The organism is Povalibacter sp. (assembly GCF_036735925.1).
GTDB lineage: Bacteria > Pseudomonadota > Gammaproteobacteria > Steroidobacterales > Steroidobacteraceae > Steroidobacter.
The window spans coordinates 32169-48821 of sequence record NZ_DAINNK010000005.1; the positions used below are offsets into that span (position 1 = coordinate 32169).

9 protein-coding genes are annotated in these 16653 nt (G+C 65.4%); 5 read left to right on the top strand and 4 right to left on the bottom strand.

The features are described from left to right. The first annotated feature begins 14 nt into the window (after positions 1–14). The 5 genes from V7D81_RS03075 (at position 15) to V7D81_RS03095 (ending at position 7878) form a co-directional block, all read left to right on the top strand. Positions 15–614, top strand: coding sequence for a murein L,D-transpeptidase catalytic domain family protein (locus V7D81_RS03075; RefSeq protein WP_324314400.1), 600 nt, complete (start codon positions 15–17; stop codon positions 612–614). A 171-nt stretch (positions 615–785) separates the two neighbouring features. Beyond that, a complete protein-coding gene (locus V7D81_RS03080) occupies positions 786–1238 on the top strand; it encodes a hypothetical protein (RefSeq protein ID WP_324314401.1) in 453 nt (150 codons plus the stop codon). A gap of 79 nt (positions 1239–1317) precedes the next feature. After that, positions 1318–2604, top strand: a complete 1287-nt coding sequence (locus V7D81_RS03085) for a hypothetical protein (protein WP_324314402.1) — start codon at positions 1318–1320, stop codon at positions 2602–2604. A 90-nt stretch (positions 2605–2694) separates the two neighbouring features. After that, a complete protein-coding gene (locus V7D81_RS03090; protein ID WP_324314403.1) occupies positions 2695–4380 on the top strand; it encodes an MFS transporter in 1686 nt (561 codons plus the stop codon). 546 nt (positions 4381–4926) lie between these two features. After that, positions 4927–7878, top strand: a complete 2952-nt coding sequence (locus tag V7D81_RS03095) for a TonB-dependent receptor (RefSeq protein ID WP_324314404.1) — start codon at positions 4927–4929, stop codon at positions 7876–7878. Between the two features lie 215 nt (positions 7879–8093). Here V7D81_RS03095 and V7D81_RS03100 read toward each other — a convergent pair whose 3' ends face one another. The 4 genes from V7D81_RS03100 to V7D81_RS03120 form a co-directional block, all read right to left on the bottom strand. Next, positions 8094–10754 carry a molybdopterin-dependent oxidoreductase gene (locus tag V7D81_RS03100; protein ID WP_324314406.1) on the bottom strand — a complete coding sequence of 887 codons (2661 nt, stop codon included), beginning with the start codon at positions 10752–10754 and terminating at the stop codon, positions 8094–8096. A 121-nt stretch (positions 10755–10875) separates the two neighbouring features. Beyond that, a complete protein-coding gene (gene nirD / locus V7D81_RS03105) occupies positions 10876–12435 on the bottom strand; it encodes a nitrite reductase small subunit NirD (RefSeq protein ID WP_349257597.1) in 1560 nt (519 codons plus the stop codon). Next, complete coding sequence (gene nirB / locus V7D81_RS03115; RefSeq protein ID WP_324314408.1) at positions 12432–14969, bottom strand: nitrite reductase large subunit NirB; 2538 nt, start codon at positions 14967–14969, stop codon at positions 12432–12434. Before nirB ends, nirD begins: the two co-directional genes overlap by 4 nt. 173 nt (positions 14970–15142) lie before the next feature. Further along, on the bottom strand, positions 15143–16498 hold the full coding sequence (locus V7D81_RS03120; protein WP_324314410.1) for an MFS transporter: 1356 nt from the start codon (positions 16496–16498) through the stop codon (positions 15143–15145). Between the last annotated feature and the right edge of the window lie 155 nt (positions 16499–16653).

The following is a 16653-nucleotide window of genomic DNA, read 5'->3' on the forward strand; positions in this document are numbered from 1 at the left end:
ACAGACACAGACCCATGCACCGCCCCTTTTCACGCAGACGGTTTCTCGGCGTCCTCGCCGCCGGCAGCATTCTCGCAACTGTTCGTCCGGCGCTGGCCACGGGCCGGTCGGCCCCGTCGCTGCTGGACCATGCGCGCCGCGAACTGACGCGGCTGGGCGATGCGATTCCGCGGCGGGATGTCGTCGGCATCGCCGACTATTCGCTGGCCTCGGCCGAACCGCGTTTCCATCTCGTCGATATGAACAGCGGCGCCGTCCGCAGCTTTCTGGTTTCGCACGGCCGCGGTTCCGATCCGGCCCACCTCGGCTTCGTGCAGCGGTTCTCCAATGCGCCCGGTTCCAATGCCTCGTCCGAAGGTGCCTACCGCACCAGCGACTACTACTCCGGCAGGCACGGCCGCTCGATGCGCCTGGTCGGTCTCGATGCGACCAACTGCAATGCCGAGCAGCGTGCCATCGTCGTGCACGGCGCGTGGTACGTGAGTCCCGCCATGGTGCGCGAGCGCGGCGTGCTCGGCCGCAGCCAGGGCTGCTTCGCCTTCGCCGAAGCCGAACTCGACACCATCCTCACGCGCCTCGGCCCGGGGCGGCTGCTGATCTCGACCAAGCTCTGACTTCCGATCCCCTCTTCCTGTGGGGCCGGCTTTAGCCGGCCTGAATCGAAGAGTCAGGCTGAAGCCTGACCTACAGAAATTCGATCCCATCCCGATCGTTCAGCGCCTGGTTGCCGCTTCCATTCACTCGCAAGCACAATCGTTGCTTCTACAACAACGACGGGAGCAGCGATGGACAGTGCAGCACAATCGGCCGGAATCAGGCCGCCGACCTGGTACTGGGTGGTCAGCGGCATTGCATTGGCGTGGATGCTGATCGGCGTGATGTCGTGGGTCATGGATCTCCTGACCGACGAAGCCGCCCTGGCGCAGATGAGCGAAGCGCAGCAGCAGCTGTATCGTGCGCGGCCTTCCTGGATCTTCGTGCTCTATGCGATCGCCATCTTCGGCGGACTGGCCGGCGCCATCGGCCTCTTGATGCGCAAGCGCTGGTCGGTGACGGCGCTGGCCGTGTCGCTCGTCGCCGTGATCGTGCAGTTCGGCTACGTCCTCGGCGTCATGGATGCGATCAGGCTGCTCGGGTTCGCCGGTGCCGCGGCGTTTCCGATCGTCATTTTCCTGATCGGTGCCGCGCTGCTGTGGTTCGCGAGTCATGCGAAAAAATCGGGCTGGTTCACGGCATGAGATGGCGGCGGTGAGTTGTACTGAAGCGGAGGACAGGATTCGCCCGATCGCCGGATCGGGCCATCTGCCTTAGTCTTCGGTGCCCTTCGCACGGGTGAAGGATCTCTTGTCGGGTGATGAGCGCGTGACCGGTTCGATTCGATGCCTTTCCACCGCACTGGCCGCGCTGTTCGTCGCGGGTTGTGCAGCTCCCGCAATGCGCGCGCCCGAGTCCGTGGCGCTGAACACGCGCACCTTCTCTCCCGCGTATTCCTCGTTCAACGCGCAGGTCCTGAGCGATGCCGGCGCGCTCGACGCCAGCTTCCGCACTTCGCTCGACCGCAACATGGAAGCCGCGACCCGTCTCGAGTCGGCCTATACCTACCGGTTCGAGGATTCCAGCGAACAGCTGCGGGTCGGCGATGCCGTCAGCAGCAGCGGCATGTGGGGCTCGACCGTCCGCTACGGCGGGATGCAGTACGGCACCAGCGGCGCGGCGCGCGCCGATGTCATCACCAGTTCGGATCTGGCCACCGGCGGACTTGCGGTGCTGCCGACCGTTGCCGATGCACTCTTCAATATGGGCGGCGCCACGCTGGGCCCGCAGAATCTTTCCGTGACGCGCGCCTGGCGGACGGGCGCGCTGGTCGCAAGCGACGCGCTCGGCCGTTCGGTCGCCATCGATGCGCCGCTGATCGCGCGAACGCGCCTGGCCGAGCCGGGCTGTGCCGAGGTCTCCATCGGCGCCGGTCGGGTGCGTCGCGACTATGCGATCACCAGCAACGAATACGGACCGACGTTTGCCAACACCACCGTCACCTGCGGCCTGCCGCTCGGCTTCACCGTGGAGGGTCATGGCGAATATCTCGCCGACAGCGTGACTGCGATCGGCATCGGCATTGCGCGACAGCTCGGTCCGTTCGGCGTGGCCTCGCTCGCGTACGCATCGAGCCAGACCGCGGATCGATCGGGCTGGTACACGAAGGGCGGTTTCGAGCGTGAAGGGGAGCTGATCAACATCGCGCTGCGTTCGCGCCTGCAGAGCCGCGAGTTCCGCAGTGTCGACGGGCTGGCGAACGACGATCCGATCATGCAACGCGACCTCGCCAGCGTCGGCGTCAACGTCATGGACGGCGCGCGGCTGTCCGTCGCCTACGCGACGCAGGTCACCTGGTCGCGCGAGCGCATGAACTTCATCGCCCTGCAGCAGAGTCTTGCCCTGGGACGCGGTTCGCTCTCGATGAACGCCGGCCACTCGCTGACCGACGATCTCGGCTCGTCGGTGTTCCTGTCGTACAAGCGTCCGTTCGGTTTCGGCCTGCGGCGTTCGCTTTCCTCGATCGAGGAGTTCATCCCGCTGTTGCCGGAGGGGCCGTCGTTCGACTGAGAAGACCAGGAGAGCCGCAAAAGACCGCTCGCCTTCTCCCTCGCATGATCCGCAGTCGATGGCGTCGCATGGCCCGTCTATAGTGGGTCGATGACCCAGCAAGTCCCCGCCGCGCCGACTTCCGAAATTTCTCCATCGGCACTCTCGCCGATGCGCTTTCCGGTGTTCCGTTCGGTATGGCTGGCGAGTTCCGTCTCCAATCTCGGCGGACTGATCCAGTCCGTCGGCGCGTCGTGGATGATGACGTCCATTGCCACGTCGGTCGGCATGGTGGCGCTGGTGCAGGCATCGATGACGCTGCCCATCATGCTGCTGTCGTTGCTGGCAGGCGCCATGGCCGATGCGCTGGATCGCCGCAGGATGCTGCTGTACTCGCAGATCTTCCTGTTCTCGATCTCGATCGTGCTGGCGCTGTGCACCTGGCTGGAACTCATTACGCCCTGGCTGCTGTTGCTGTTCACGTTCCTGATCGGCTGCGGTGCGGCGTTCAACGCGCCGGCCTGGCAGGCATCGGTCGGCGACATGGTGCCGCGCGCGCATCTGCCCAATGCCGTCACGCTCAACAGCATGGGCTTCAACATCGCGCGCAGCTTCGGTCCGGCGCTGGGCGGTGCGATCGTCGCTGCCGCCGGCGCCGCGGCGGCGTTCTCCGTGAATGCCGCCAGCTACATCGCGCTGATCGTCGTGCTGTCGCGCTGGCGTCCGCCCGTGGTGCCGCAACTGCTGCCGCGCGAGTCGCTGGGCATCGCCATCTCCGCCGGCGTGCGCTACGTCGCCATGTCGCCGGCGATCGGCCGGGTGCTGCTGCGCAGTTTCGTGTTCGGACTCGGCGCCAGCGCCGTGATGGCGCTGATGCCGCTCATCGCAAAACATCTGGTGGCCGGCGGACCGCTCACGTACGGCATGCTGCTCGGTGCGTTCGGCATCGGCGCCGTCGGTGGCGCGATCGGCAACGCGCGCCTGCGTCAGCTGACGTCCACCGAGAACATCGTGCGCGTGTCGTGCCTGGTGTTCGGGCTCATCGCCGTCGTCAGCGGCTTCTCCGCGAATCTCGCGCTCACCCTGCTGGCGCTGCTGTTCGGCGGCGCGTCGTGGGTGCTCGCGCTGTCGACGTTCAATGTCACCGTGCAGCTTTCCGCGCCGCGCTGGGTGGTCGCCCGCGCACTGTCGCTGTACCAGATGTTCGCGTTCGGCGGACTGGCGCTCGGCAGCTGGCTGTGGGGCGAAGTCGCCGAAGGTCCCGGCATCGCGCCGGCGTTGTACATCGCCTCGGGCATTCTCGTGTTCTGTGCCGTGCTCGGCTGGCGCTGGCCGCTGGCGCAGGCCGAGGCGCTCAATCTCGATCCGCTGCGACCCATGCACGAGCCGCAGACCGCGGTGCCCGTCGAGCCGCGCACCGGCCCGGTCGTCGTCACGATCGAATACCTCATCCGCGAGGAAGACGTGCTCGAGTTCCTCGGCGCGATGGCAGAGCGCCGACGCATCCGTCGTCGCGACGGCGCACGCAACTGGATGCTGTTGCGCGACCTGGGCAATCCGCTGGTCTGGACCGAGCGCTACACCACGCCGACCTGGGCCGAGTACCTGCGTCACACCAGTCGCATGACGCAGGAAGATGCGCTCGTTCCCGAACGGCTGCGTGCGCTGCATTGCGGCTCCACGCCGCCGGTGGTGCGTCGCATGATCGAACGCCAGACCGGGTCGTTGCCGGTCGCCAGCGATTCGGATGCGCATGATCTCGCCGAGCCGAGGATCGATCCGGGCCGGTCTTCCTGAGAGCCGCATCGTGCTGCGCAGCGGATCATCCGCGGTTGCCTCGTCAACGTGACGATTCTGGCCCGCATCGCGGGACAAAAAATACGAATAGACATTTCTTACCCTTGTTGCGATAGCAACGAGTCTTGACCGTCGTCGGCACCTTCACGTAAAACACTTGCGTGATCGAGAGATACGCACGTGCGAAGAGCATCTTCGTTGTTGCGGTCGCATCACTGAGAAACATGGAAGGCTTCTGCTGAGTGGAATCCACCGCAGCGGCTGAAAGGTTGACCGGCTCCGCGCCGGATACGAACAGAGGAACACAAGGAATGCACAGACGGGGGTCGGGCGGATGCTGCGCGCCGTATCCGGGCGTGCGACTGTGCCGCGGCGGTGTGCCGATCTCCCGCCGTGCCGATTTTTTTCTTCGGGCGAATATCCGCCCGCCTCATCTCCTGTCTTTCCGCGCAACGCGCGCTCCCGCGCATTTCCAAAGCCTCGGCCTGCACGCATGGGCCGGGATATCAGCAAGTCCACCGGTCATGAACCGGTTCAGGGGGTCCAATGAACGTTAGACGCATGCTCATCATGTCGGGCGCCTGCGGGGTGCTCGCTTCGGCCATCAGTACTGCACTGGCGCAGGAGAAGAGTGCAGTCACTGAGGTCGTGATCGTCACGGGTTCGTACATTCGCGGAACGCCCGAGGATGCCGCGCTTCCCGTGGACGTCATCACGGCCGACGATCTGGCGAAGCAGGGGTCGCCGTCCACACTCGATCTCATCAAGTCATTGACGGTGAGCAACGGCGTACTCGGCGACACCAATCAGTTCGATGCGAGAGCGCAGGGCTCCGAAGGCACCGGCACAGTGAATCTTCGCGGATTTGGCCCGACACGAACGCTGGTGCTGCTGAACGGCCGTCGTCTCGTCAACAGCCCCTTTGCCGGCGGGCCGGTGGATACCAATCTCATTCCCACCTCGGCCATCGGTCGTGTCGAGGTCCTGAAAGATGGCGCCGCGGCAACCTACGGTTCGGACGCCATCGCCGGCGTGGTCAACTTCATCACGAAGGAGAATCTGCAGGGCTTCGATATCAGTGCGGACTACAAGGGCATCGCCGATTCGGACGGCGACTATGGCCTCAGTGCGTCGTACGGATGGAGCGGCGATCGTGCGCACGCAATGATTTCCGCGGGCTGGCAGCATCGCTCGGAACTGCTCGTTCGCGAGCGAGATGGCGCAGCGCGTGCCCGCAATGTGAATCCGGAAGGCGGCTGGTCGGCTGCGGGCAACCCGGCGACGTTCATACCGCTCGTCGGCGGTGCACCGGTACTTGCCGCCACGACCCGCGATCCGCAGTGCGCCACGTTGGGAGGCGATCCCGGCCTGTCCGGCACGACGCCGGTCTGCTATTGGCAATACACGCAGTTCGACGCGTTGACCGAGAAGGAAGACCGCTTCCAGGTCTACGGCGAGTATGACTACGACATCACCGATACGACGACGCTGCACATGGAGGCCCTGTGGGCGAAGACGGAAGTCCCCATCTACCGGACTTCGCCATCCTATGCAGCGCTGCAGGCGCCATCGTCGATCGCGAACGGTGGTACTTCGCCGGTGCAGGGACAGTACGTCGTCACGGCGGCCAATCCGGCGTTCCTGGATTTCGTGTCGAAGAATCCGGGCGTCTTTCCGGCGGGCACGACGGCGGCACTGGTCGTCGCCAGTCGACCCTTCGCGCTGGGCGGCAACCCGTTGTTCGGCTACGACTCCTCGGAAGGTCCACGCGACTACGACGGGTTGCGCGTGTCGGTCGGCCTCAACGGCGAGTTCGGCAACGATGTCGGCTGGGACGTTGCGGCGACCTACATGTATCAGAACGCCTCGCGCGAGGGCCGCGATACCGCAGTCAATCGCTACCAACTGGCGTTACGCGGCCTGGGCGGACCCAATTGCAACGTTGCAGCCAACACGCCGGGAGCCAATGGCTGCTTCTTCATCAATCCCTTCTCGACAGCGATTCCGTCGCAGGCCTTCGGTGGCCCGGACAATCCCACGTACAGTCCGGCCTTCGCCAACGACAACCTGGAAGTCATCGACTGGATGTTCCCGCTCGTATCGACCGAACAGAAGACGACCATTGCCGTGTTCGATGCCGTTCTGAATGGCACGACCGGCCTGTCACTGCCGGGCGGCGAGGTAGGCTGGGCGGCGGGCGTGCAGTATCGCGATTCGACCTTCGAGTCCGAGTACAGCGATCTCAACAATTTCGCCGTCACGCCCTGCGTCAATTCGATCGCCACGGGAATTGCCGGTCCGTCGGCCTGCACGCAGGCGCAGATCGACGCGCCGACCGGCGGCTTCATGTTCCTCGGCGGCGGCAACAACGCCGATCTCGATCAGGACGTGTACGCGGCCTTCGGTGAATTGAGCCTGCCGATCACCGACGACTTCCAGGCGCAGCTCGCGGTACGTTACGAAGACTACGGCGGCGATATCGGATCCACCTTCGATCCGAAGCTGTCGCTGCGCTGGCAGGTGGTCGACGCGCTGGCATTGCGCGCATCGGCGGGTACCACTTTCCGCGGACCCGGCCTGACTCAGATCGAAGACGGCAGCGTCACGACCCTGCAGAACGTCAAAGGCACCTTCCGCGCAATCCGCACCTTCGGCAATCCGGAACTCGATCCCGAGAGCGCAACGACCTACAACTTCGGCGTGCTGCTGAAGGGCGGCGGTTTCAACGCATCGCTCGACTACTGGAGGTTCGACTTCGACAACCCGATCGGCAACGAGCCGCTCGGCGACCTCGTCAACGAAGTGTTCGGTGCGGGCACGACCTGCGACATCAACAATCCGCTGACGGCGCGTTTTGCGTTCCAGGATACGAACTCCAACCAGGTGACCGACGCCAACGAGTGCGTGAGCACGGGCATCCAGCGCGTCGACATCCAGGTGGTCAATGGCGCGGCGGTAAAGACCGATGGTCTGGATCTCAGCATGCAGTATGAATTCGACGTGCTGGGTGGAACGGCCGGGCTCGGCCTGAACGCGACCTACATTCTTTCCTACGACGTGGGCGCGCAGCTGATCGATGGCATCCAGGTGGCCGATGCCACCGACGCGGTCGGCAAGCTCAACTATCAGACGTCCTCGTATCCGCTGCCGCAGGTGAAGGGCAATCTGTTCGCCGAGTTTTCCCACGGACCGCACAACCTGCGTTACGTGATGAACTACATCGACAGCTATGCCGACCAGCGCGAGAGCATCTTCCAGCCGTCGTCCGCCACCAACAACGTTGCCATTACCAACGGCAAGACCATCGACAAGTGGGTCACGCACGACCTGCACTATCTGCTCGATCTGCCCTGGAACATGTCGGTGAGTGCTTCGGTGGAGAACATCGCTGACGAGGCCCCGCCGCTGGCGCGGCTGGATCTCTCCTACGATCCCTTCACGGCCAATGCGCTGGGTCGCATCTACAAGATCGCGGTGCGTGCACGTTTCGGCAACTGAGCCGCTGTCGAGTCCGGGGCGGCGGGTCGTCAGACCCCCTTCGACCTGCCGCCTTCCCCTTCTGTCGATGTCTCAAGGGCGCTGCTCGCGGGTAGCGCCCTTTCTTTCTACTCTGGAAGAAGAGGAGGAGAGGCCGCAAAGGACCGCATAAAAGAAAAGATCTTTTTCTTTCAGATCCTTTATGCGGTCTTTGCGGCCTCTCGAGTTTCTCCGGATCACTCCGCCGCCGTCTCCGCCAGCAGCATCTTGATCTCCGCCACGCACGAACCGCAGTTGGTGCCCGCTTTCAGTTTCTGGCCGACCTGCTGCGGCGTGCGCAGGCCGTGCTGGCGGATGGCGGTGCAGATGGTCTTGCGGCCGACGCCGAAGCACGAACACACGACGGGGCCGGCGTCGGCGCGCGGGTCGGCGGACTGGCCCATCAGCAGGCCGGCGCGGTCGCGCTCGGTCACGCGCTCCTTTGCAAAGAGGCTCGCGAGCCAGGTGCGGGTCGGCAGATCCGGTCGCGGCGACAGGAAGACGCAGGCGGCGAGGCGGTCGCCGACGAGCCAGGCAGCGCGATAGATGCCGGCGTTCGGATCGGCATATTCGAGCCAGTCGGCGCGTTCGTCCTTCGCGCCGAACAGGTGGCGCGCCCAGCGCGACCAGTCGCCGAACACGCGGCGGCCAGCAATTTCGTAGCGGTGGAACTGCTCGCCCTGCGCGGTCGTCCACCAGGTCACGTCGAGATCGGCGAGACGTTCACGCGACAGGATGAATCCCTGCCAGCTCACGACGAAGGGCTGCACGCGCGCCGGCGTGTGTTTCAGTTCGGGTTCGCCGGAGACCGGATCGACGATCGGATTCACCAGCGCCCCGACGCGCGCGTCCGACGAGAACGCATTGCTCCAGTGGATCGGCACGAACGTCATGCCGCGCGGCATTTCGCCGCTCACCTTCAGGCGCGCGATCAGCGAACCCCAGCGCGTCGATACGCGCACCAGTTCGCCTTCGCGCGCACCGGAGAGCAGCACGTCCTGCGCGTGCATGTCGACGTACGGTTCGGCGATGTGCGTGTTGAGTCGTGCCGCCTTGCCGCTGCGGGTCATGGTGTGCCACTGGTCGCGGATGCGGCCGGTGTTGAGGACCAGCGGAAATTCCTGGTCGGTGTGCTTGACCGGCGCGCGCGGCGGTGTCGCGACGAAACGCGCCTTGCGGTCCGGATGATAGTAGCGGCCATCGTCCAGCAGCCGTGGCGTGCCGGGATGCTGCGATGTCGGCACCGGCCATTGAATGGGCGCGAGCGCGTCATAGCCCGACCGGTCGAGATCCGCGAGCCCCGCGATGTTGAAGGCGCGCGCACCGTCGTTTTCCGCGCCCGACAGGCGTGCATGCTCGCTGAAGATGTCATGTGACGACGAGTAGTCGAATGCGTCCGCGAAGCCCAGCCGCTTTGCGACTTCGCTGATGATCCACCAGTCCGGCTTCGCCTCGCCCGGCAGCGGCAGGAAGGCGCGCTGGCGCGAGATGTGGCGATCGGAATTCGTGACCGTGCCGTCCTTCTCGCCCCAGCCCGCGGCGGGCAGCAGCACGTGTGCGCAGTCGTTCGTGTCCGTGCGCGCGACGCAATCGGAAGCGACGACGAGTTCGCAGCGCCGCAAGGCCTCCTTCACCTTGTCGGCATCGGGCAGGCTGACGACCGGATTGGTCGCCATGATCCACACGGCCTTGACCGTGCCGTCGTGAATCGCATCGAACAGATCGACGGCTTTCAATCCCGGACGATCGGCGATGACGGGGCTGTTCCAGAACTGCTGCACGATGCGGCGATGGTTCGCGTCGTTCAGTTCCATGTGCGCGGCGAGCATGTTGGCGAGTCCACCGACCTCGCGCCCGCCCATCGCGTTCGGCTGGCCGGTGACGGAGAACGGCCCCGCGCCGGGCTTGCCGATGCGGCCGGTGAGCAGATGGCAGTTGATGATGCTGTTGACCTTGTCGGTGCCGGACGAGGACTGGTTCACGCCCTGCGAGAAGACCGAGATCGCCCGCGCCGTGCGCGCGAACAGGCTGTAGAACTCCTGCAGCAGACGCTCGTCGACGCGACAGGTCTTCGCCACGGAGCGCAGATCGCCCGCGGTGTTCTCCGCGACGAGCAGCGTGCGCGTCAGATCGGTCGTGTGCTGTTCGACGAACGCCGTGTCGACGATGCCGTGCTGGTGCAGGTAGGCCAGCAGTCCGTTGAACAGCCAGACATCCGTGCCGGCGCGGATGGGCAGATGCAGGTCGGCGAATTCACAGGTGGCGGTGCGGCGCGGATCGATCACCACGATCTTCATGTCCGGCCGTGCCTGCTTGGCCGCCGTGATGCGCTGGAAAATGATCGGGTGACACCAGGCCGTGTTGGAGCCGACGAGCACGACCAGGTCGGCGTGATCGAAGTCGTCGTAGCAGATCGGCACGAGATCTTCGCCGAACGCGCGCTTGTGCCCGGCGACCGCGGAGGACATGCACAGCCGCGAGTTGGTATCGATGTTCGCCGTGCCGATGAAGCCCTTCATCAGCTTGTTGGCGACGTAGTAGTCCTCGGTCAGCAACTGGCCGGAGACGTAGAGCGCAACCGAGCCCGGTCCGTGCGTGTCGATGATGCGGCGAAAGCCCTGCGCGACGTGATCGAGGGCCGTGTCCCACGACACGCGCTCCGCGCCGATCTGCGGATGCAGCAGGCGGCCGTCGAGATCGAGCGTGTCGCCGAGGGCCGAGCCTTTCGAGCAGAGTCGGCCGCGGTTGGCGGGGTGTTGCGGATCGCCGCTGATGTCGACTGCGCTGTCGCGGACTCGTGCGAGTACGCCGCAGCCGACGCCGCAGTAGGGGCAGGTGGTTCTTACGGCGGTGGTCAAGAGACAGCCCCCACCCTAACCCTCCCCCGCTGCGCGGAGGAGGGGACCGGAAGGCCGAGGTGATTCGCTGTTCTTTCCCTCCTCCGCGCAGCGGGGGAGGGCAGGGTGGGGGTCTTTCTCCTCACGCCTTCCCCGCAAACGCCGCCCCGAACAGCAGCTTGTCACGCAGCGGCCCAACATCGCGGCCCTGCGTCATCAGCTCCAGATACCAGGCGGCATCCTTCACATCGCCGTACAGCACCGCGCCGCGCACCTTGTTGTTCTCGATGACGATGCGCTTGTAGATGCCGCGCCGCGCATCGCGCATGACCAGCGCCTCGCTGCTCGGGCTGCCGATGAAATCGCCGGCCGAGAACAGGTCGATGCCCGTGACCTTGAGCTGCGTCGACACCATCGAGCCCATGTAGTGGCCGATGCCGAACTCGGCGAGGTGCGTCGCACACACGCGCGCCTGATCGAACAGCGGCGCGACGAGTCCGTAGGTGCTGTTGCGATGCTGCACGCATTCGCCCACGGCATAGATGCTGGGATCGAACGTCTGCATGGTGTCGTTCACCATCACGCCGCGTTCGCAGCGCAAGCCGGCGGCCTGCGCGAGTTCAATGTTGGGACGGATGCCGACGGCCATGACGACCAGGTCGGCGGGGAGTTCGGTGCCGTCGTCGAAGCGCACGCCGGTGACTCTGGGGGAACCGAGAATCTCCGCCGTCTTCGTCGCCATCCGGAACTTCAGTCCGCGCTTCTCCAGCGATTCCTTCAGCAGCGCGCCAGCCGCGCGATCGAGTTGCCGTTCCATCAGCGAATCGAAGATGTGCACCACCGTGACGTCCATGCCCTGCTTGAGCAGGCCGTGTGCGGCTTCGAGTCCCAGCAATCCGCCGCCGATGACCACGGCCTTCTTGCGCGTCCTGGTCGCTTCGAGCATCCGGTCGACATCCTGCAGATCGCGGAACGTCACGACGCCCGGCAGGTCGTTGCCGGGAACCGGCAGGATCACCGGGTTCGAACCCGCGGCGATCAGCAGCCGGTCGTAGCGCATGACGATGCCGCTCTTCGAGCGCACTGTGCGGCGGATGCGATCGATCTCCACGATCGGATCGCTGGTGTGCAAGGTCACGCCCTTGTCGCGATACCAGTCGAGCGAATGCAGGATGATGTCTTCGACGCGCTTCTCGCCGGCGAGTACGGGCGAGAGCAGGATGCGGTTGTAGTTCGGATGCGGCTCGGCGCCGAACACGGTCACGCGATACGCATTCGGTGCGATCTGCAGCAGATCTTCGACCACGCGCATGCCCGCCATGCCATTGCCGATCACGACCAGATGACGCGTGCGCGCGACGGGACGCAGCGGCGTGCTGCGCACCCACACGCGGCCATCGGTGACGCGCGCCGGATACGCCGCCACCGACATGTCGGCATCTTCGATGCAGCGGCCGGTGATCAGGCTGAAGTGATGCTTGTAGATCGGCGAGGCGACGACCAGATCGCCCTGGATGTCGCCGACCAGGCCGCGCGCAAGCACGTTGGCCTCGCTGTTCGGGTCGTAGTTGTCGAGCGCGTAGACCGCATCGCCGCTGCGGAAGACGGCGATCTGGCGTTCGTCGATCAGTGCGGCGACGCCGGCGCCCGGCAGGATGTCATCGAGTTCGCAGACGAATTTCCAGTTCGATGCGGGCTTCATACGGCCTCCTTCTGGCGCTGCTGCCGCTCTTCGGCAGTGGCGGGGCGGATCTGTCCGCGTTCCTGGATGAACACGACGTTGCTGTCGGTGCTGTCGCTGTTGACGAAGTGGCGGAAGCGCTTGAGCGTCTGCGGATCCTCGACGGCCTTCTTCCATTCGCATTCGTACGTGGCGACGACGTGCGCCATGTCCGCTTCGAGATCGGCGGCGATGCCGAGCTTGTCGTCGATGACGACCTGCTTCAAGTAGTCGAGTCCGCCTTCCAGGTTGTCCAGCCACACCGACGTGCGCTGCAGGCGATCGGCGGTGCGGATGTAGAACATCAGGAAGCGATCGATGTAGCGGACCAGCGTGGCCGAGTCGAGGTCGGAGGCGAGCAGGTCGGCGTGCCGCGGCTTCATGCCGCCATTGCCGCACACGTACAGGTTCCAGCCTTTCTCGGTCGCGATCACGCCGACGTCCTTGCTTTGCGCCTCGGCGCATTCGCGCGTGCAGCCGGAGACGGCGAACTTGAGCTTGTGCGGCGAGCGCAGGCCCTTGTAGCGATTCTCGATGTCGATGGCGAAGCCGACGCTGTCCTGCACGCCGTAGCGGCACCAGGTCGAGCCGACGCAGGACTTCACCGTGCGCACCGACTTGCCGTACGCCTGGCCGGTTTCGAAGCCGGCGGCGATCAGTTCTTTCCAGATCAGCGGCAGTTCGTGCACCTGCGCGCCGAACAGGTCGATGCGCTGGCCGCCGGTGATCTTGGTGTAGAGGCCGAACTTCTTCGCCACTTCGCCGAGCACGATCAGTTTGTCGGGCGTGATCTCGCCGCCGGGCACGCGCGGCACCACCGAATACGTGCCGTCCTTCTGCATGTTGGCGAGGAAGTAGTCGTTCGTATCCTGCAGCACGGCCTGGTCGCGCTTCAGCACGAACTCGTTCCAGCAGGAGGCGAGGATCGAGCCGATGGTGGGTTTGCAGATGTCGCAGCCGAGACCGCGGCCGTGTTTCTCCAGCACCGCGCCGAAGGTCTTGAGCTGTCCGACCTTCACCAGGTGGAACATCTGCTGGCGCGAGTAGGGGAAGTGTTCGCAGAGGTGATTGTTGACCGCGACGCCGCGGCTCGCGAGTTCGGCCTTCAGCACCATCGTCAGCAGCGAGGTGCAGCCACCGCAGGAAGTCGCGGCCTTGGTCGAGGACTTGAGCGCGCCCACGGTCGTGCAGCCGGCATCGATGGCGGCGCAGATCGCGCCCTTGCTGACGTTGTTGCAGGAACAGATCTGCGCCGTCGCCGGCAGCGCGGCCACGCCGGTGGCGGCGGATTTCTTGCTGCCTTCGAAGGCCGGCACGATCATTTCTTCCGGGTGTTCCGGCAGTTTCGTGCCGTCCATCATCATCTGCAGCCAGATGCCGTAATCGTCGGCTTCGCCGATGAGGATGCCGCCGAGCAGGCGCTCGCCGTCTTCGCTCACGACCAGTTTCTTGTAGACCTGCTTGCGTTCGTCGACGAAGGTGTACGAGCGCGCATTGCTGAAGGTGCAGTGCGCATCGCCGAGCGAGGCGACGTCGACGCCCATCAGCTTCAGCTTGGTGCTCATGTCGGCGCCGGTGAACGAAGGTTCGTCGCGACCGAGCAGGCGCGCGAGGCAGGTCTGCGCCATCTGGTAGCCGGGCGCGACCAGGCCGAACAGCTTGCCGTTCCACAGCGCGCATTCGCCGATGGCGAAGATGTCGGGATCGGAGGTCTGGCAGTGGTTGTCGATGACGATGCCGCCGCGCTCGCCGAGTGCGAGTCCGGCGTTGCGCGCCAGTTCGTCGCGCGGGCGGATGCCGGCCGAGAACACGACGATGTCGGTGTCGAGCGCGCTGCCGTCGGCGAACTGCATGCGATGCCGCGTGGTCTCGCCGTCGACGATCCCGCTGGTGTTCTTCGCCGTGTGGATGCCGACGCCGAGATCGGAGATCTTCCGGCGCAGCACGCGGCCGCCGCCGTCGTCGATCTGCACGGCCATGAGCCGCGGCGCGAATTCGACCACGTGCGTTTCGAGACCAAGGTCCTTGAGCGCCTTGGCGGCTTCGAGGCCCAGCAGGCCGCCGCCGATCACCGCGCCGATCTTGCTGGTCTTCGCCGCCGCGCGGATCGCTTCGAGATCCTCGATGGTGCGGTAGACGAAGCAGTTCGGACGATCGCGTCCCGGCACCGGCGGCACGAAGGCATACGAGCCGGTCGCGAGCACCAGTTTGTCGTAGGCGATGGTCTGGCCCGTCGAGGTGGTGACGGTCTTCGCGGCGCGATCGATCGCCGTCGCCGCTTCGCTGAAATGGATGGCGATGCCGTGGTCGTCGAAGAAGTCGCGGCTCACCAGCGACAGGTCGTCGGCTGACTTGCCGGAAAAGAAACTCGTGAGCTGCACGCGGTCGTAGGCGGCGCGCGGCTCTTCGCACAGCACGGTGATGTCGAAGTCGGGCGATTCGGCGACCAGCCGGTCCAGCAGGCGCTGACCGACCATGCCGTTGCCGACGACGACGAGTTTCTGACGAATGCTCATGGCGGACTCCATTGAGTCAGAGGCGATTGCCGCATCGCTGCGGCAACCCGGATTCGAGTTGGTGACGGTTACGGTGGCCGGCCGCGACGTTGCGGTGGACACGGGCGCGTGACGCGCCTCAGGTAACCGTTGCTGCACCCAACGCTGGAGCAGCGGAGAAATTCACAGACGTATCAGGTGGCGCCTTCCGGCAAGGCATCGCCCTGCGCGGTCGCGGCGCGGCTGGCCATCGCTTCGTCGAACAGCCGGCGTTCTTCCGCTTTCTGTTCGGCGGTGAAGCGCACGGCGACGGCGCAGATCGCACTGGCGACGACGATGCCGCCCAGGATCAGCAGCGCCTGCTGCGTGCTCGACGTGCCCTTGACCAGAAAACCCGCGGCGACTGCGCCGACATTGCCGCCCGCGCCCACGATGCCGGCCACGCCGCCGAGCGCCTTGCGATTGACGAAGGGCACGAGCGCATAGGTCGCGCCGCAGGCCATGTGCGTGAAGACGCCGAAGGCCAGCATGGCGAGCACGGCAGCTTGTGCGCTGCCCATCTGCGAAAAGATCAGGAGGCCAATGCCTTCGGCGAGGATCAGCAGGAACAGCAGATCGACGCGCGAGTCGAGACCGCGATGGCGTGCGAGTCGGTCCGACACGATGCCGCCGAGCGCACGCGCGAACAGCGCCAGCAAACCGAAGCAGCCGACATAGAAGCCGGCCGTGGCCACCGACAGGCCGAAGCGGTCGACGTAGTAGACGGCCGCGAGATTGTGGATGGTGAGTTCGACGCCGAAGCAGGCGCCGTAGGTGATGAACAGCAGCCACACGCGATAGTCGCGCGCCGCCGCGAGGAAGGTGGTCATGCCCTTCACGCGCTGCGCCTGGCCGCTCGCCAGCCGCACGCCGGGCTCATCGAGATTGCCGAATGGCGTGTCCTTGGCGAAGCGGTAGTACACCACCGACATCACCAGCATCAGGATGCCCGGCACGAACATGGCGATGCGCCAGCCCATGGCCTGCTCGACGCCGACCGACACGATCGCCGCGAGGATCAGCGGCATCAGCGCCTGCGTCGCGCCGCCGCCGGCATTGCCCCAGCCGGCGGAGGTGGCATTCGCGGTGCCGACGACGTTCGGCGCGAACATGCTGGAGGTGTGCACCTGCGTGATGACGAACGACGCGCCGATCGCACCGATGCACAGCCGCCCGAACAGGAACGCCTCGTAGCTTTGCGCGAAGGCGATGCCCATCACCGGGATCGAGCCGACCGCGAGCAGCCACGTATAAGTGAGTCGCGCGCCGAAGCGGTCGCACAGCGGGCCGATCAGCAGGCGCACGAAAATGGTGACGCACACCGCGGCGATGTTGATGTTGGCGATCTGGTCGCGCGTGAGACCGAGATCGTCGCGAATCACCGGCATCAGCGGCGCAACCGCAAACCAGGCGAAGAAGCAGATGAAGAACGCCATCCACGCCAAGTGGAAGGTCCGCATCGGAATCGTCGAGAAATTCAGCAGCTGAAGTCGGGTCGCTCGTCCGTCCATCGATCGCTCCATCGAAACACGAAGGAGCATTGCAAGGCGGATGCCAGCGCGAAGATCAGGATCTTCGCGAGTTCGGTGGATGCGGATGCTCAGCGATGGTGCGTCGGTGCGATGGCGGATGCCGTCGTAGTGCAGGCGGCGTCTCTGCCTGTGGG